Origin of the sequence: Vulcaniibacterium gelatinicum (assembly GCF_008033445.1) — a bacterium.
GTDB lineage: Bacteria > Pseudomonadota > Gammaproteobacteria > Xanthomonadales > Xanthomonadaceae > Vulcaniibacterium_B > Vulcaniibacterium_B gelatinicum.
The window spans coordinates 69,535-86,772 of the sequence record NZ_VNKO01000002.1 but is presented as its reverse complement, the minus strand read 5'-3'; the positions used below and the strand labels follow the sequence as shown (position 1 = coordinate 86,772).

11 protein-coding genes are annotated in these 17,238 nt (G+C 73.5%); 5 read left to right on the top strand and 6 right to left on the bottom strand.

Annotated features, from left to right (window positions below):
- Positions 1 to 86: 86 nt before the first annotated feature.
- Both FPV26_RS01880 and ispG read right to left on the bottom strand, forming a co-directional pair.
- Entirely contained in the window at positions 87 to 3,452 is a 3,366-nt protein-coding gene (locus FPV26_RS01880) for a S8 family serine peptidase (RefSeq protein WP_147651926.1), read from the bottom strand.
- A 224-nt stretch (positions 3,453 to 3,676) separates the two neighbouring features.
- On the bottom strand, positions 3,677 to 4,978 hold the full coding sequence (ispG, locus tag FPV26_RS01875) for a flavodoxin-dependent (E)-4-hydroxy-3-methylbut-2-enyl-diphosphate synthase (protein ID WP_425473033.1): 1,302 nt from the start codon (positions 4,976 to 4,978) through the stop codon (positions 3,677 to 3,679).
- Between the two features lie 295 nt (positions 4,979 to 5,273).
- On the opposite strand from ispG, the gene xseA reads away from it, so the two are divergent.
- Both xseA and FPV26_RS01865 read left to right on the top strand, forming a co-directional pair.
- A complete protein-coding gene (xseA, locus tag FPV26_RS01870; RefSeq protein WP_147652123.1) occupies positions 5,274 to 6,614 on the top strand; it encodes an exodeoxyribonuclease VII large subunit in 1,341 nt (446 codons plus the stop codon).
- Between the two features lie 48 nt (positions 6,615 to 6,662).
- The gene (locus FPV26_RS01865; RefSeq protein WP_147651922.1) at positions 6,663 to 8,096 is read left to right on the top strand and encodes an aldehyde dehydrogenase family protein; all 1,434 of its coding nucleotides are present in this window, start codon (positions 6,663 to 6,665) and stop codon (positions 8,094 to 8,096) included.
- 3 nt (positions 8,097 to 8,099) lie between these two features.
- Here FPV26_RS01865 and FPV26_RS01860 read toward each other — a convergent pair whose 3' ends face one another.
- A complete protein-coding gene (locus FPV26_RS01860; protein ID WP_147651920.1) occupies positions 8,100 to 10,994 on the bottom strand; it encodes a bifunctional diguanylate cyclase/phosphodiesterase in 2,895 nt (964 codons plus the stop codon).
- Between the two features lie 154 nt (positions 10,995 to 11,148).
- On the opposite strand from FPV26_RS01860, the gene FPV26_RS01855 reads away from it, so the two are divergent.
- The 3 genes from FPV26_RS01855 to FPV26_RS01845 are packed head-to-tail and all read left to right on the top strand — an operon-like array spanning position 11,149 to position 14,356.
- The gene (locus FPV26_RS01855; RefSeq protein ID WP_181952538.1) at positions 11,149 to 11,703 is read left to right on the top strand and encodes an RNA polymerase sigma factor; all 555 of its coding nucleotides are present in this window, start codon (positions 11,149 to 11,151) and stop codon (positions 11,701 to 11,703) included.
- Positions 11,700 to 12,554, top strand: a complete 855-nt coding sequence (locus FPV26_RS01850; protein ID WP_147651916.1) for a hypothetical protein — start codon at positions 11,700 to 11,702, stop codon at positions 12,552 to 12,554. Before FPV26_RS01855 ends, FPV26_RS01850 begins: the two co-directional genes overlap by 4 nt.
- A 38-nt stretch (positions 12,555 to 12,592) precedes the next feature.
- A complete protein-coding gene (locus FPV26_RS01845) occupies positions 12,593 to 14,356 on the top strand; it encodes an ABC transporter transmembrane domain-containing protein (protein ID WP_147651914.1) in 1,764 nt (587 codons plus the stop codon).
- 59 nt (positions 14,357 to 14,415) lie between these two features.
- Here FPV26_RS01845 and FPV26_RS01840 read toward each other — a convergent pair whose 3' ends face one another.
- The 3 genes from FPV26_RS01840 to FPV26_RS01830 form a co-directional block, all read right to left on the bottom strand.
- Entirely contained in the window at positions 14,416 to 16,056 is a 1,641-nt protein-coding gene (locus tag FPV26_RS01840) for an acyl-CoA dehydrogenase family protein (RefSeq protein ID WP_147651912.1), read from the bottom strand.
- 110 nt (positions 16,057 to 16,166) lie between these two features.
- Positions 16,167 to 16,373 carry a cold-shock protein gene (locus tag FPV26_RS01835; protein WP_147651910.1) on the bottom strand — a complete coding sequence of 69 codons (207 nt, stop codon included), beginning with the start codon at positions 16,371 to 16,373 and terminating at the stop codon, positions 16,167 to 16,169.
- Positions 16,374 to 16,471: 98 nt separating this feature from the next.
- Complete coding sequence (locus tag FPV26_RS01830) at positions 16,472 to 17,233, bottom strand: S-methyl-5'-thioinosine phosphorylase (RefSeq protein WP_147651908.1); 762 nt, start codon at positions 17,231 to 17,233, stop codon at positions 16,472 to 16,474.
- Between the last annotated feature and the right edge of the window lie 5 nt (positions 17,234 to 17,238).

The window sequence follows — 17,238 nt, the reverse complement described above, 5'->3', positions numbered from 1 at the left end:
TCCTGCTCGATCTGGACTGGACACCGGGATCCGCGCCGACCCCGGCGGGACGGCGGGCGCGCCCAACGGCACGCTCGCCTGTGACGTCACGGCGTGACCGTCAGCGACACCCGGCCGGCCACCTTCGGCTGGTACGGGTCGTTGCTGGCGAAGCACGCGTAGCCGGTGTAGCTGCCCGCGCTCAGGCCGGTCGCATCCAGGCGCACTGTCACCGGCGTCACCGCGCCCGGCGCCACGCGGCCGAGCGGCGGCGCGGCCGCGGCGATCCACGACGCGCCGCAGGCGACCTGGCCTTCCACCACCATCGCCAACCCGTTGAAGGCGGACGACACCGCCCAGTTGCCCGTGCCGGTCGAACTGATGCTGATGGTGGCGAACCGGCCGTCGCCGCCGTTCGAGCCGAACCAGACCCAGCGGTTGGCGAACGCGGTGCGCGCGCTGACCACCAGCCAGTACCTGCCGGGCGGGAGCACCACGTTCTGCCCCGCCGCGACCAGATCCAGGCCGATGTCCTCACCGGCGGTGAACACGCCGGGCGCGGTCGGCGCGGCGGTATAGCGCCACACCGCCGCCGTCGGCGAGGTCAGCGGATTGCCCGCCGGCACGCCGCCGCTGTCGGGGAAGATGCTCCAGTTCAGGCTCAGCGCCGTCGAGGGCAGCGAACCGCCGCTGACGGTGAAGCCTTCGACGAACAGCGTGGTCAGGCGCGTGGTCTGCTGCACCTGGAAGTCGTCGGCGGCGTACTGCGCGGCCGGATTGGCCCCGGCGTCGGTGTAGAGCGTGCTGCGGAAGCCGCTGCTCACGCCGTCGCTGTTGGTCTCCGCCCACAGCCAGCTGCCGGTGCCAGTGTTGTCCACGCTGAACGCCAGCGGCGAGCCGCCGGCGTTGGCCACGCCGAAGCTGACCGCACCGTTGCCGCCGGCGCGCAGCGAGGCGGCGGTGGCGCGCGGCACCAGCGCGATCGCCGGCGAAGGCACCGACACCGCCACCGGCATGCGCAGCACCGGCTGGTTCGGGTTGCCCAGCGACTGCGGACGCAGCACCACGGTGCCGAAGTGCCACGAGTCGTCGGCCGGCAGGTTGTCGGTGAAGATCGTGAACCGCACCGTCCGGGTCTCGCCCGGATTGAGCACGAACACCGCCGGCGACACCACCGCGCGCAGGCCCTCGACCTTCACGCTCCAGGCCTGGCGATGGGAGAGCGTGCTGCGGAAGGTGCGCACGAACTCGCAGCGCTCCACGCACGCGCCCTTGGCCAGGCTGGGCTGGTTCAGCGCCGACGGATCGCCGCCCGTGGCCGGGTCGGCCGCGAGGTAGTTGGCCTTGGTCTCGTGCAGCACCAGGCCGGCCTGCACCGCGCGGTCCACCTGGATGCGTCCGCCGCCGCGGGCGAACGGATCGGCCGGGGTGACCCCGTCTTCCTTGAACACCTCCTGCACCGCGGTCATGACCAGCGCCGACTTCACCTCGGGCACGGTCCAGCCCGGCCGCGCCTGACGCACCAGCGCTGCCGCGCCGGCATGGTACGGCGAGGCCATCGAGGTACCGCTCATCAGGCCGATGGCGGTTTCGAACCCGGTCAACGTGTTGCCGGAGACGGCCGCCAGCACGCTCACGCCCGGCGCGGTCACGTCGGGCTTGACCAGGTCGAGCGAGCCTGCCGGACCGCGCGAACTGAACGCCGCCAGCACGTCCGGCTTGTTGGACAGCGGCACGGCCGGATGGGCGATCCCGGCAGTGGTGGTGTTGCCGTTGGCGGCGGCGAAGTCGCGGATGGCATTGCCGTCGGCCTGGGTCACCGAGAACACCGGGATGGTGGTGCCCGGCACCGACGGCGCCACCACGCCGGCCTGGTTGTTGGCCAGCACCACCGCACGCGCGCCGGCGGCGGCGGCGTTGTTGGCCTTGACCGAGAACGCGCAGGTGCCGCGGCGGATCACCGCGATGGCGTCCCGGAACGCATTGGCCGGGAACGCCGCGCATCCGTCGTCGGCACTGTTGATGCCCGCGCTCACGCGCAGCGGCGTAGTCGGCGGCAGCGTGGCCGAGAACGCCACCCCGCCCGAACCTTCGGTCAGCGAGATCGCCTGCAGCGCCGCCGGCACCGTGCCCGGGCCGCTGACGCGCAGCAGGTAACCGAAGCCGGCGCGGCCGTGCTGGGACGCGGCGGTGGCGCCCGTCCAGGGCTCGAGATGGCCGAGGGTGAACGGGCCGGGGCCGCTGTTGCCGGCGGACGTGGCGACGTAGATGCCGGCGTCCACCGCATTGAGGAAGGCCAGCGAGACGGCCTCGCTCCACGGCTGGGTGCCGCCGCTGATGGAGTAGTTGATGACGTCCACCACGCCATCGGCCACCGCCTGGTTCACCGCCGCGAGGGTGGCCACGTTCGGGCACAACCCGCGCTCGGTGGCGACCTCGGTGTAACACACGTCGTAGGCGACGATGTTGGCGCGCGGCGCGACGCCCGAGATGCGCACGGGCGTCCCGCGGAAGGAGGCGTTGCGCTTGTTGCCGGCCGCGGTCGAGGCGACATGGGTGCCGTGGCTGCCGGTATCGCCGAACCCGGGCTCCTCGCGATAGAGCGAGGTCAGCGAGCAGATCGTGTCCGGCCTGCCCGGATCCGGTCTCACGCCGCAGACGAAATCGTAGCCGCCGATCAGCTTGTCGTTGCAGCGGCCGGCATCCACGCCGCCGGCCGCGCAGGTGCCGAGGTAGCGGCCCGCGCCCAGCGGATTGACGTGCCGGTAGCCGTCCACCGGATCCACCGCGGCGAACGACGGGCTGCCGAAATTGATGCCGGAGTCGATGATGCCGACGACCATGCCCTCGCCCTGCACCGCAGGCGTGCCGCCGACCGCGGTGCCGTTCCACAGCGGTTCGACGCCGATCAGCCTCGGCCCGACGTCGGTGTCCAGCTCGTACTCGCGGTACTCCTCGACGAAGGCGACCTCGGGCAGCGAGGCCACGCGCGCGGCCTCCGCCTGGCTCAACTCGGCCACGACCGCGTTGATGGCGTGCTGCATGCGGTGCTGGATCCTGGGCGCATGCCCGAGCAGGCGGGCCATCTCGGCCACGTGCTGCAACTGCCGCTCCTCGAGATGGTCCACGTAGCGCTGCGCCTGCGCGCTGGCCATGTCGATGCGCTTGCCGCCCTGCGGATCGGGCACGCGCGGCGGCGCCGGATACCCGGCCTGCTCTCCGCGGTACGAGGCCAGCGCCGCTTCCCGGTACACCACGATGTACGGCCGCCGGTACTCCTCGCGCCCGTCGTCCGCCGCGGCGGCCGCCATCTGCGGCGGCGCGGCGCCCGCACCGCCTCCGGCCGCGCCGAGCGGCACCGGTGCGCGTTCGGCACCCGCAGGCGCGGAAGCCAGATTCAGCGCCGCGGCGCCGGCGACGGCCACTGCGGTCGCCAGGCCGATCGTCGTCCACTTCCAGACTGCTCTCGACATCCCCTCGCTCCTTGTCAAAGCCACACGACGGCGCACGGCCCGAGGCCGTGCCCCGCGATGCTCATGGTGGTTTTAGGTGGTCCCCCTTGGGCCGGACGGAGTGCGCCCGTGCCGTCCCGCACTGCCCGCCGTTGCGGCAGCCAGCATCGCCGCAGGCTAGCAGCCTGCGCGCGCGCCCGCAAATGACCGGCCGTCATCCGCGGGCCGGTGCCGTCCGGCCGGCTTCAGCCGGGCTGCGCACGCCCGTACCTGCGCTCCACGTAGTCGTCGATGATGGCCAGGAACTCGCGGGCGATGTCGTCCCCGCGCAGGGTCACGGTCTTCTCGCCGTCCACGAACACCGGCGCGGCCGGCGCCTCGCCGGTGCCGGGCAGGGAGATGCCGATGTTGGCGTGGCGCGACTCGCCCGGGCCGTTGACCACGCAGCCCATCACCGCGAGGGTCAGGTTCTCCGCGCCGGGATGGGTGATCTTCCACTCCGGCATCTTCGCCCGCACGTGCTCCTGCACGGTCTTGGCCAGTTCCTGGAAGAAGGTGCTGGTGGTGCGGCCGCAGCCCGGGCACGCGGTCACCATCGGCGTGAACGCGCGCAGGCCCATGGTCTGCAGCAGCTCCTGCGCCACCACCACCTCGGTGGTGCGCGCCTGCCCCGGCTCGGGCGTGAGCGAGATGCGGATGGTGTCGCCGATGCCTTCCTGCAGCAGCACCGCCAGCGCCGCCGCGGAAGCGACGATGCCCTTGCTGCCGATGCCGGCCTCGGTCAGCCCCAGGTGCAACGGGAACTGCGAACGCATGGCCAGGCTGCGGTACACCGCGATCAGCTCCTGCACGCCGCTGACCTTGGCGCTGAGGATGATCCGCTCCGGCGGCAGGCCCAGCTCCACCGCGCGCTGCGCGGAGTCGAGCGCGGAGCGGATCAGCGCCTCGCGCAGCACCTCGGCGGCGTCCTTCGGCTCGGGCAGCCGGTGGTTCTCGTCCATCAACTGCGCCGCGAGCGCCTGGTCGAGCGAACCCCAGTTGGCGCCGATCCGCACCGGCTTGCCGTAGCGGATCGCGAACTCGATCAGCTGCGCGAACTGCAGATCCTTCTTCTTGCCGAAACCGACGTTGCCGGGATTGATGCGGTACTTGGCCAGCGCCTCGGCGCAGGCCGGCTCCTTCGCCAGCAACTGGTGCCCGTTGTAGTGGAAGTCGCCGATGATCGGCACCTCCACGCCCATCATCGCCAGCCGCTCGACGATCCGCGGCACCGCGGCCGCCGCCTCCGGCGTGTTCACCGTCACCCGCACCAGCTCCGACCCCGCCCGCCACAGCTCCGCGACCTGCTTCGCGGTCGCGGCGACGTCGGCGGTGTCGGTGTTGGTCATGGACTGCACCACGACCGGCGCGTCCCCGCCCACCGCCACCCCGCCCACCCGCACCTGGCGCGTGGGCCGGCGCGGCGCGGGCCCGTAGGCCCAGTCGGACAGGGGTGCGGCGGCGACCGCGTGGCGATGCGGAGCGGAGGAGGCAGTCATGCCCGCAATTGTACGGCCGCCCCCTCTCTCCCACCTTGCCGCACGGGGCTGCCCAGCCAAGCCACATGGCCCTGAGGATGGGGTCTCCCTGGCCGGGACTGTCGGCGGCGGGGATGCCGCCGACAAGCCCACAGGGATGTGTTCACGGCGTGTCCCGGCCAGGGAGACCCCGTCCTCAGGGCCCACAGGAGGATCCACGCTTCGCCCCCCACCCTCGGGACCTACGACGCAGCCCGCAACCCGTTGTCGAGACTTTCCCTGCACCGCCCGGAGCGTTACGGTGTCCCGCCGTCCCGCCACCGCCATGCCCGCCGACCGCCCCCGCGAGATCCTCACCCCCAGCCAGCTCAACACCCTGGCACGCGACCTCCTGGAAGGCGCGTTCCCCCTCGTGCTGGTGGAAGGCGAACTCGGCAACGTCGCCCGTCCCGGCTCCGGCCACCTCTACTTCACCCTCAAGGACGAACGCGCGCAGATCCGCTGCGCCATGTTCAAGCCCAAGAGCCAGTGGCTGAACTTCGTCCCCCGCGAAGGCCTGCGCGTCCTCGCCCGCGGCCGCGTCACCCTCTACGAAGCCCGCGGCGACTACCAGCTCGTGGTGGACGCCCTCGAGGAAGCCGGCGAAGGCGCCCTGCGCCGCGCCTTCGAACAGCTCAAGGCCAGACTCGCCGCCGAGGGCCTGTTCGACACCGCGCGCAAACGCCCCCTGCCGCCGTGGATCCGCCGCCTCGGCGTGCTCACCTCGCCCACCGGCGCCGCCGTGCGCGACGTGCTCAGCGTGCTCGCCCGCCGCTTCCCCCTGCTCGAAGTGGACGTGCTGCCCGTGCCCGTGCAGGGCGACGCCGCGGCCCCGCAGATCGTGGCGATGCTGCAGCGCGCCGCGCGCTCGGGCCGCTACGACGCCCTGCTGCTGGCGCGCGGCGGCGGCTCGCTGGAGGACCTGTGGGCCTTCAACGACGAGGCGCTGGCGCGCGCGATCGCGGCCTGCCCGGTGCCGGTGGTGTCCGCGGTGGGCCACGAAACCGACTTCACCCTCGCCGACTTCGCCGCCGACCTGCGCGCGCCCACGCCCTCGGTCGCCGCCGAACTGCTGGCCCCCGACCGCACCGACCTCGCCCAGCGCCTGCACGGCCTGCAGCGCCGCCTCTCGGCACTGTGGACGCACCGCCTGCACCAGGCCGCGCAGCGCGCCGACCGCGCCTTCCTGCGCCTGCACGCGCTGCGCCCGCAGGCCCGGCTCGACCTGCTCGCCCGCCGCGGCGTCGAGGCGCAGCGCCGCCTGCATGCGGCGATGCAGCGCCTGCTCGAACGCCACCGCGCGCGCCTGCGCCACGCCGACGCGGTGCTGCGCGCGGCGCATCCGCAGCGGCGCCTGGAGCGTCTGCGCGAACGGCTGGCCACGCTCGCCCCGCGCCCGCAGGCCGCGATCGCGCGCCGCCTGCAGCACGAGGCCTTGCGCCTGCGCGGCCTGGCGCGTTCGCTGGAAGCGGTGAGCCCGCTGGCGACCGTGGCCCGCGGCTACGCGATCCTGCTGCGCGAGGACGGCCACGTGCTGCGCCGCGCCGCCGACGCCGTGATCGGCGAACGCCTCTCGGCCCGGCTGAGCGATGGCACACTCGGGGTTCGGGTCGAATCAAAACCATGAGTTGGCCACGGATGAAATCCGTGGCAATAAACGCTTTCCGGAGCCCACATGCTGCGCAAGTCGTATCCGTACTATCTGGCGGGCAAGCCGGTCGCGGCCAACGCCGATCTGGAAGTGTTGGACAAGTACACCGGCGAATGCGCCACGCGCGTGGCCTTCGCCGACGCCGCCACGGTGCGCCGCGCCATCGCCGCCGCCCACGACGCGCGCCCGGCGATGGCCGCGTTCCCGCCCGACGCCCGCCGCGACGTGCTCGAACGCTGCGTGGCCGCGTTCCGGGAACGCAGCGAGGAGCTGGCGCAGGCGCTGTGCATCGAGGCCGGCAAGCCGATCCGCGACGCGCGCGGCGAGGTGGCGCGGCTGGTGGACACCTTCCGCATCGCCGCCGGCGAGGCCACCCGCATCGGCGGCGAGGTGCTGAACCTGGAGATCGCGCCGCGCGCGCGCGGCTACCGCGGCATGACCCGGCGCGTGCCGATCGGCGCCTGCGCCTTCATCACCCCGTTCAACTTCCCGCTCAACCTGGTCGCGCACAAGGTCGCGCCCGCGATCGCCGCCGGCTGCCCGTTCGTGCTCAAGCCGGCGCCGCGCACCCCGGTCGGCGCGCTGATCATCGGCGAGGTGCTGGCCCAGGCCGGCCTGCCCGAGGGCGCGTTCTCGATCCTGCCCTGCTCGAACGAGGACGCCGGCCTGCTGGTCGAGGACGAGCGCATCGCCCTGCTCAGTTTCACCGGCAGCCCGCTCGGCTGGGAGCTGAAGGCGCGCGCCGGGCGCAAGAAGGTCACCCTCGAGCTGGGCGGCAACGCCGCCTGCGTGGTGGACGCCGACCCGGGCGCGCCGCTGGCGCACGTGATCGAACGCCTGGTGTTCGGCGCCTACTACCAGTCCGGGCAAAGCTGCATCAGCGTGCAGCGCATCTACGCCCACGCCGCCGTGTACGACGCGTTGCGCGACGGCCTGGCCGCCGCGGTCGCGGCGCTGCGCATGGGCGATCCGCGCGACGAACGGGTGTTCATCGGGCCGATGATCGACGAGGCCGCGGCACAGCGGGTCGAAGCCTGGATCGCGGACGCGCTCGCGCGCGGCGCGCGGCGCCTGGCCGGCGGCCCGCGCCAGCGGCAGATGCTGCCGGCGGCGCTGCTCGAGGACGTGCCGCACGACTGCGACCTGTACCGCCAGGAGGCGTTCGGCCCGGTCGCGTGCCTGGAGCGGTTCGAGGACTTCGACGAGGCGCTGGCACGCGTGAACGACAGCGATTTCGGCCTGCAGGCCGGCGTGTTCACCGGCTCGCTCGCGCACGCCTTCCGCGCCTGGGACCGGCTCGAGGTCGGCGGCGTGATCGTCGGCGACGTGCCCAGCTTCCGCGTGGACAACATGCCCTACGGCGGAGTCAAGCGTTCCGGCCTCGGCCGCGAAGGGGTGCGGTATGCGATCGAGGACATGACCGAACCGCGCCTGCTGGTGCTGGCCGGCGCGGGCTGAGGCTCACGCCCCGCGCGAGAGCGCTTCCGGCCGCGCGAACAGGTAGCCCTGGCCGTGGACGCAGCCGAGCTCGAGCAGGGTGCGGCGCTGCGGCTCGGTCTCGATGCCCTCGGCAATGGTCTCGATGCCGAGCGTGCTGGCCAGGGCCAGGATCGCGCGGATCACCGCCACGCTCTCGCCGCGGCTCTCGTTGCCCAGCCCGGCGACGAAGGTGCGGTCGATCTTCAGGCACTCGATCGGGAAATGGTGCAGGTACGACAGCGCCGAGAACCCGGTGCCGAAGTCGTCCAGCAGCGCCAGCACGCCGTGGTCGCGCAGCAGGCGCAGGGTGCGCTGCGCGCGCGCGGCGTCGTCGAGCAGCGCCACCTCGGTGATCTCGATGCGCAGCCGGGCCGGATCCACGCGCGCGGCGTCGAGCAGGCCGAGCAGGCGGTCGGCGAAGTCCGGCGAGCGGAAATGGCGCGGCGAGACGTTGACCGAGACGTAGCCGCTCGGGTGCCGGCCCAGTTCGGCGATCACCCGCGCGTACAGCAGCCAGTCCACCTGCTCGATCAGGCCGCTGTCCTCGCCCACGCCGATGAACGACTCCGGCGCCAGCAGTCCGCCGCGCTCGTGGCGCCAGCGCAGCAGCGCCTCGTGCCCGACCACCGCGCCGTCGGCCAGACGCACGATCGGCTGGTAGTGCGGCTCGAAGGCATCGTTGTTGATCGCGCGGCGCAGGTCGGCCTCGAGGTCCAGGATCCGCGTGGCCTCGTCGCGCATGGCCTCGTCGAACACCGCGCTGCGGTCGCGGCCGGCGGCCTTGGCCCGGTACATCGCCGCGTCGGCGTCGCGCAGCAGTTCCTCGCCGCTGGTGTAGCGCGGCGCCCACACCGCGATGCCGATGCTCGCGGTCGGGAACAGCTCGCGCCCGGCCACCCACATCGGCGCGCCGAGCGCGGCCAGGATGCGGTTGGCCAGTTCCTGCGCCATCGACAGGCCGTCTATGGACTCGACCAGCACCGCGAACTCGTCGCCGCCGAGGCGCGCGACCATGTCGTCGGCGCGCACCGCGGCCACGATCCGGCGCCCGGCCTCGACCAGCAGCTCGTCGCCGACCGCGTGGCCGACGCTGTCGTTGACCAGCTTGAAGCGGTCCAGGTCCAGGAACAGCACCGCGAAGGTCCGGTCCCCTCCCTGCCTGGCGCGCGCGATGGCGAGGGACAGGCGCTCGAGCAGCTGCAGCCGGTTCGGCAGCCCGGTCAGCGTGTCGTGCTGGGCCTGGTGGGTGAGCCGGCGCTCGGCGCGCAGCCGTTCGCCGATCTGTGCCACCAGCTCGGCGTTGGTGGCGGCCAGCTCGCGGGTGCGTTCCTCCACCCGCCGCTCCAGCTCGGCGTGCGCCTGCACCAGCCGATCCTGCGCCTGCTTGCGCGCCAGGCCGCTGCCGATGTGGAAGCCGACGAAGGTCAACAGTTCCTGGTCGCGGGCGCTGAACACGACCGCCGGCGAATAGCTCTGCACCGCGATCACGCCGACGACCGTCTCGTCCCGCAGAAGCGGCACGCCGAGCCAGCAATGGGCAAGCGAGCCGTGGCTGCGCACCTTGCCCTGCGCCTCCAGCTCGGCGATCCGGGCGCGGTCGGCCAGCAGCGGCCTGCCGGTGCGGATCACGTACTCGGTCAGGCCCATGCTGAACCTGCGCGCCGGGCGTTCCAGGTCGCGCTCGTCCACCGAGTACGGGAACTCCAGCATCGAGCCGTCGGCCGAGGCCAGCGCGATGTAGAAGTTGCGCGCGTACAGCAGCTCGCCGACGACCTTGTGCACCTCGGCGTAGAACCGCTCCAGGGTCTCGCTGGTGATGGACAGTTCGGCGATGCGGAACAACGCCCGCTGCAGCCGCTCGGCGCGCTGGCGCTCCACGATCTCGGCCTGCAGTTCGCGGTTGGCCTCCTGCAGCTCGCGGGTGCGCTCGGCCACGCGCCGTTCCAGCTCGGCGCGGGCCTGGCGGCGGTCGAGCGCGGTCAGGATGTGCTGGGCCACGAACGCGAGCAGCGCGCGCTCCTCGTCGCCGTAGCTGTCGGGCCGGTCGTAGCTCTGCACCACGATCGCGCCGACCACCCGGTCCTCGCGCCGCATCGGCACGCCCAGCCAGTCCAGGCTGTCGGGGCCATGGCTCGGATCGCGCGGGATGCCGAACCGCCGCCGCAACGCTTCCGACGGCCCGCGCAGCGGCTCGCCATGCCGCAGCAGCGCCACCGTCAGGCTGTTGGGCAGATCGGCGACCGACAGCTCGCGCTCGGGGTCGGCGACGTACGGGTCGCTCTGGTCGGCGAAGTACAGGAACCGCACGCACTCGCGCGCTTCGTCGTAGGTGACGATGAAGAAGTTCTCGGCATACATCAGGCCGGCGACCACGCCGTGGATGCGGCGCAGCATCTCCTGCATCTCGAGCGTGGAGCCGGCCAGGTCGGCGATCTTGTACAGGGCCTGCTGCAGCCGTTCGGATTTCTGCAGCGAGGCGATCCGCGCCTGCGCCTGCTGCGCCTGCAGCGAGGCCAGGATGGTGCGGCGCGCCAGCGTCTTCCAGCTCTCGGCCCAGGCCGGCGCCAGCGGCAGCGGACACTCGACCACCAGCGCGACCTCGGTGCCGTCGTCGCTGCGGAAGCGGTCCAGCAACAACCCGCCCGCGTCCGTCTCCACGCCGTCGAAGGCGGACACCGCGGCGGCCAGCAGGCTCGGACGCGCATCGGGCACGACCGAAGCGCCTTCGCCGAGCAACGGATCCTGCCAGCGCACCGCAACCTGGGCGCCGGGCGGCAGCGAATCGCGCAGGGAAACGGCCAGCCCCGCGGCGGCCTCGACCGTCGGCGGCGGCGGCGCGAGCCGATCCTGGCTGGACACGCTGGAACCCCCTTTCATCGGCAGCAGCATAAAGCGCGAAGGGCGGTCATGGGCAATCCCCCGCCGACCCCGCTGGTCGGGCCGGGACGTTCTCCCCTGCATGAACGCGTCCCGCCCCTGCCCCGCGCTCGCCGGCTTCCCGTGCTTCGCGCCGTCCCGTACCCTGCGCGCGATGAACGACACCGCCGACGCGGGCGACGAGACGCTGATGCTGGCCTGGGCGGCCGGCGACGCCGTCGCCTTCGAGCGGCTGTACGCCCGCCACCGTGCGCGCCTGTACCGGTTCCTGCTCCGCCAGTTGCGCGACCCGTCGCTCGCCGACGAACTGTTCCAGGACATCTGGCAGCGGGTGATCGCGGCGCGGCGGGACTGGCGTCCCGAAGCACGTTTCAGCACCTGGCTGTACCGGATCGCGCACAACCGGCTCGCCGACCACTGGCGCGCGCAGCGGCACCGCCCGCCGGCGCCGGAAGACGCCGACGAGCGGGCCGCGCGCATCACCGACCCCGACACGCCGGAGCATGCGCTGTCGGAGTTCGAGCAACGCCGCCGGCTGCAGCTCGCGCTCGATGCGCTGCCGCCGGAACAGCGCGAGGTGCTGCTGCTGCGGCTGGAACAGGACCTGAGCCTGGAGGAGATCGGCGCGATCACCGGCGTCGGGCGCGAGACGGTGAAATCGCGCCTGCGCTACGCGATGGACAAGCTGCGCGCGAGGCTGCCCGAATGAGCACCGAACCGCTGACGCCGGAAGAACGCGCGCTCGCCGAACGGCTGGCGCGGCTGGGTCCGCACGGCGAGCCCTCGCCGGCGCTGGACGCGCGCGTGCTGGCCGCGGCCCGCGCCGAACTCGAGGCCGCCGCACCGCCCGCGCGGCGGCGCCGGCGCTGGCCGTACGTGGTCGGCATCGCCGCCTCGTGCGCGCTCGCGGTCGGCGTGGCCTGGCGCCTGCGGCCGTTGCCGGAACCGCCGGCGATGGCGCGCAAGGAGGCGGCCGCGACGGTCGCCGAGATGGCCCCGGTCGAAGCCGCGCCCCCCGCCGCAGCCATGCAGGCCAAGCCGGTCGCACCGCCGCAGCCCGTGCCGCCTCCTGCCCAGGCCCCGGCACCGGCCGTGGATGCGGCGGCCGCCACCGCACGCGAAGCCGATGCCGCCGCGCCCGCCGCCGCGGCCAAGGCCGCGAGCGAAGTCGCCCCCGAAAACGCCGAGGCCGCCCCGGCCTTCGTCGCCGAACCGCCGGCGACGCTCGCAGCCCCTGCGCCGGCTCCGCCCCCGCCCGCGGCGGCCACGCGCACGGACCGGAACGGCGCCTCCACGGGTCAGCCGGTCCGGCAGGAGGCCGGTGCCGCGGCGCAGGCCCGCGAATCCCGGCTGGCCGCCCCGCTGCCGGAAGAAGACGTCGAGGACATCCCGCCCGCCACCGCCGACAACCCCGAGGTGCGCGATGCCTGGCTGCAGCGCATCCGCGAGCTGATGGCCGCGGGTGAACTCGATCTCGCCCGCGAAAGCCTGGCCCGCTTCCGCGAGCGGCATCCGCAGCATCCGATCCCCGACGACCTGCGGCCGTTGCTGCAGCAGTGACCGGCGGGCCCGGCGCGCGCATCTGCGACAATTCGCCGATGCCCACGCCCGACCCGTCCGCCAAGGCCCCGCTCGGTTCGCTGCGCGCGCTGTGGCCGTTCGTGCGCGCCCATCGCGGCCTGCTGGTCGCCTGGCTGCTGGCGCTGGCCTGTTCGTCCACCGCCACCCTGAGCCTGCCGGTCGCGTTCCGGACCATGATCGACCACGGCTTCGCCGGCGGCGGCGGAGCAGCCATCGACCGCGCGTTCCTGTTCCTGTTCGCGGTCGCGGTGGTGCTCGCGCTCGCCACCGCGGCGCGCTTCTACTTCGTGTCCCTGCTCGGCGAGCGGGTGGTGGCCGACCTGCGCCGGACCCTGTACGGCCACCTGCTCGCGCTCGATGCGGGGTTCTACGACCGCACCCGCAGCGGCGAGCTGGTCTCGCGCCTGACCGCCGACGCCGAACTGCTGCGCAGCGTGGTCGGTTCGAGCATGTCGGTGGCGCTGCGCAGCGCGGTGACCCTGCTCGGCTCGCTGGCGATGCTGTTCGTGACCAGCCCGCGGCTGGCGGCCTTCGCCCTGTTCGGGATCCCGCTGGCGGTGGCGCCGATCGTGCTCGGCGGGCGCCGGCTGCGGAAGATCGCGCGCGCCAGCCAGGACCGCATCGCCGACGCCAACGCGCTCGCCGGCGAAACCCTGGGCGCGATCCGCACCGTGCAGGCGCACGCCCGCGAGCCGTACGAACAGGCGCGCTTCGCCGAGGCGGTGAAGGTCGCGGTGGCCGCGGCGCGGCGCCGGATCCAGGCCCAGGCCTGGGTCACCGCGGTCGCGATCGTGCTGGTGTTCGGCGCCATCACCCTGGTGCTGTGGTCGGGCGCACACGACGTGGTCGCCGGGCGCATGAGCGCGGGCACGCTCGGCCAGTTCGTGCTGTACGCGCTGATCGGCGGCGGCTCGGTCGGCGCGCTGGCCGAGGTCTGGAACGAATTGCAGCGCGCCGCCGGCGGCATGGGCCGGATCAGCGAACTGCTGGCCGAGCGCGCGCAGGTGGCCGCGCCTGCACGGCCGGTGCCGCTGCCGCGCCCGCTGCGCGGCGGGATCGTGTTCGAGGACGTGCGTTTCCACTACCCCATGCGCCCCGACGCGCCGGCGCTGGAAGGCTTCTCGCTGCGCGTGCGCCCGGGCGAGACGGTGGCCCTGGTCGGCCCCTCCGGCGCCGGCAAGAGCACCGTGTTCGCGCTGCTGCTGCGCTTCCACGACCCGCAGTCGGGCCGGATCACGCTCGACGGCGTGGACATCCGCGCGCTCGACCCGGCCGAACTGCGCGGCGCGATCGCGCTGGTGCCGCAGCAACCCACGATCTTCGCCGCCAGCGCCGCCGACAACATCCGCTACGGCCGGCTCGAGGCCAGCGACGCGGAGCTGGTCCGCGCCGCGCAGGCGGCCGAGGCGCACGAATTCATCGCCGCCCTGCCCGAGGGCTACGCCAGCGAGCTGGGCGAACGCGGCGCGCGCCTGTCCGGCGGCCAGCAGCAGCGGATCGCGATCGCGCGCGCGCTGCTCAAGGACGCGCCGGTGCTGCTGCTGGACGAGGCCACCTCCGCGCTCGACGCGCAGAGCGAACGCGCGGTGCAGCACGCGCTGGAGAACCTGATGCGCGGCCGCACCACGCTGGTGATCGCCCACCGCCTGGCCACCGTGCTCAAGGCCGACCGGATCGTGGTCATGGACCGCGGCCGCATCGTCGCCGAGGGCACCCACGCCGAACTGCTGGCCCAGGGCGGCCTGTACGCCGACCTGGCCAGGCTGCAGTTCCTCGACTGACCCCTGCGCCGCCGGCGCGGGATCACCCGATGATCCCCTCCCCCGCTTGCGGGGCAGGGTCAGGGTGGGGGCAGCACGCGCCCGATCAACGCATCGAACGGCGCATCCACCGGCAAGGTGCCGAAACCCAGGCCATGCCCGCCGCCCAGGCGGCTGCGGCAGAAGGCCTCCGCGGCGGGACTTCGCGCGCGCAGCAGCAGCGCGGCCTGCAGGACCAGGGCGAGGCGTTCGGCGAGCAGGCGCGCGCCGGCTTCGTCATCGGCCTGATCCGGCGCGAGCGCGGCGTCCAGGCGCGCGATCGCGGCATCGAGGGCCGGATCGAGCCCCCGCGCGGCCTGCCATTCGGCGCGCAGGGCCTCGGCGCTGGCCGGTTCGCGCCGCAGCGCGCGCAGCACGTCCAGGCACTGGATGTTGCCGCTGCCTTCCCAGATCGAGTTCAGCGGCGCCTGCCGGTACAGGCGCGCGAGCATGGATTCCTCGACGTAGCCCGCGCCGCCCAGGCATTCCTGCGCCTCGTGCGCGAACGCCGGCGTGCGCTTGCACACCCAGTACTTGCCGAGCGCGGTGGCGATGCGGGCGAAGGCGGCCTCGCGCGGGTCGCGCGGGGCGGCGTCCACCGCACGCGCCAGGCGCATGCCCAGCACCAGCGCCGCCTCGGCCTCGAGCACGAGGTCGGCGAGCACGTTGCGCATCAGCGCCTGCTCGACCAGGCGGCGGCCGAAGGCGCGCCGGTGCCGGCAGTGGTGGACCGCCTGCGCCAGGGCCATGCGCATCAGGCCGGCCGAGCCGAGCACGCAGTCCAGGCGGGTGAGCATCACCATCTCCAGGATGGTGGCGATGCCGCGCCCCGCCTCGCCCACGCGCCGCGCCCAGGCGCCGCAGAACTCGACCTCGGCGGAGGCGTTGGACCAGTCGCCGAGCTTGTCCTTCAAGCGCATCAGGCGCAGCGCGTTGCGTCGTCCGTCCGGACGCCAGCGCGGCAGCAGGAAGCAGGTCGGCCCCTCCGGCGCCTGTGCCAGCACCAGGAACGCATCGGACATCGGCGCGGACAGGAACCACTTGTGCCCGGTCAGCGCGTACTCGCCCGCAGCCGACAGCGGCGCGGCCACGGTGGTGTTGCCGCGCACGTCGCTGCCGCCCTGCTTCTCGGTCATGCCCATGCCGAGGGTGACGCCGCGCTTGTCCGTGGCCGGCAGGTCGCCGCCGTCGTAATGCGGCGCCGCGGCCTTCTCCGCCCATTCCGCCAGCGCCGGTTCGCGCCGCAGCACCGGCACCGCGGCGTGGGTCATGGTCAGCGGGCAACTGGTGCCCGGTTCGGCCTGGTAGTGCAGGTAGGCCAGCGCCGCGCGCGCCACGTGCGCGCCGGGCCGGCCGTCGCGCCAGGACAGGCCGGCCACGCCGTGCTCGATCGCCGCCTGCATGACCGCGTGGTAGTACGGATGGAACTCGACCGCATCCATGCGCTGGCCGAAGCGGTCATGGGTGCGCAGGCGCGGCCGGTCGCGGTGCGCGTCCCAGCTCCAGCGGTACAGCGCATCGCCCGCCAGCCGCGCGTACCCGGCCACCTGCGCCTCCCACGCCGCGCCGCCCTCGCGCGCCAGCGCCTCGCGCAGCACCACGTCGTCAGCCCACAGATCGCGCGGGGCGAACTCGGGCGGCTGGTTCTCGACCGCGTGGGTGTCGAATCCGGAGCTGGACATGGCGTACGCTCCCGCAAGGCCCGCGCCGACTGTACGACGAAAAAAGCCCCGCCGAAGCGGGGCTTGGGAATCCTGGATTCCGAAATCGGGAAACGGGTTCGAGCGACGGTTCAGGCGGCCGGCGTCACGCCTGCGGCCTGGGCGCCCTTGGGGCCCTGCACCACCTCGTAGCTGACGCGCTGGCCTTCCTGCAGGCTGCGGAACCCCTTGGCGTTGATCGCCGAGTAATGCACGAACACGTCCGCGCTGCCGTCCTCGGGGGCGATAAAGCCATATCCCTTGGCGTCGTTGAACCACTTCACTGTGCCGTACTGCATAGCCTGTGTGACCTCATCTGGATGCGGTGTGCGTGCACCGGCGCGTGGGCCGCCTCGGCGCACGGGCCGAGTATGCAAAGGGCCGCCGGCGCTGACAATCACTCCGCCGGCAGGGCCAGCAGCGCCTGGAGCAGGGCCGGCAGGCGGGCGCTGGCGGCCTCGACCGTGGCCAGCACCGCTTCCAGGGTGATCTTCTCGTCCGGATCGGGGCCGGCGCCGGCGGCCCAGTTGGCGACGATGGCCAGGCAGGCGTAGTCCAGTCCCAGTTCGCGCGCCAGGGCCGCCTCCGGCATGCCGGTCATGCCCACCAGGTCGCACCCGTCGCGGCGCAGGCGCGCGATCTCGGCCTTGGTTTCCAGCCGCGGCCCCTGGGTGGCGCCGTAGCAGCCGCCGTCCACCACCTCGATCCCGGCATGCTGCGCCGCGGCAAGGATGCTGCGCCGCAGCGACGGCGTGTACGGGTCGCCGAAGTCCACGTGCAGCACCTCGCTGCCCGGTTCCTCGCAGATGGTCGAGATCCGCCCCCAGGTGTAATCAATCAGCTGGTCCGGGCAGCCGAGCGCGCCCGGCGCGTAGCGCGGGGTGATCCCGCCGACGGTGTTGAGCGCCAGCACGCGCGAGGCGCCCGCCAGCTGCAGCGCGGCGAGGTTGGCGCGGTAGTTGATGCGGTGCGGCGGCACGCCGTGGCCCTCGCCGTGGCGGGCGAGGAAGGCGACGCGGTGCCCGGCCAGGGTACCGATGCGCACCGGCCCCGAAGGCAGGCCGAAGCGCGTTTCGGGGAAGAAGCTCTCCACATCCTCGAGCGCGGCCAGCCGGTACACGCCCGTGCCGCCGACGATCGCCAGCGCAAGGTCGCTCATGCGCG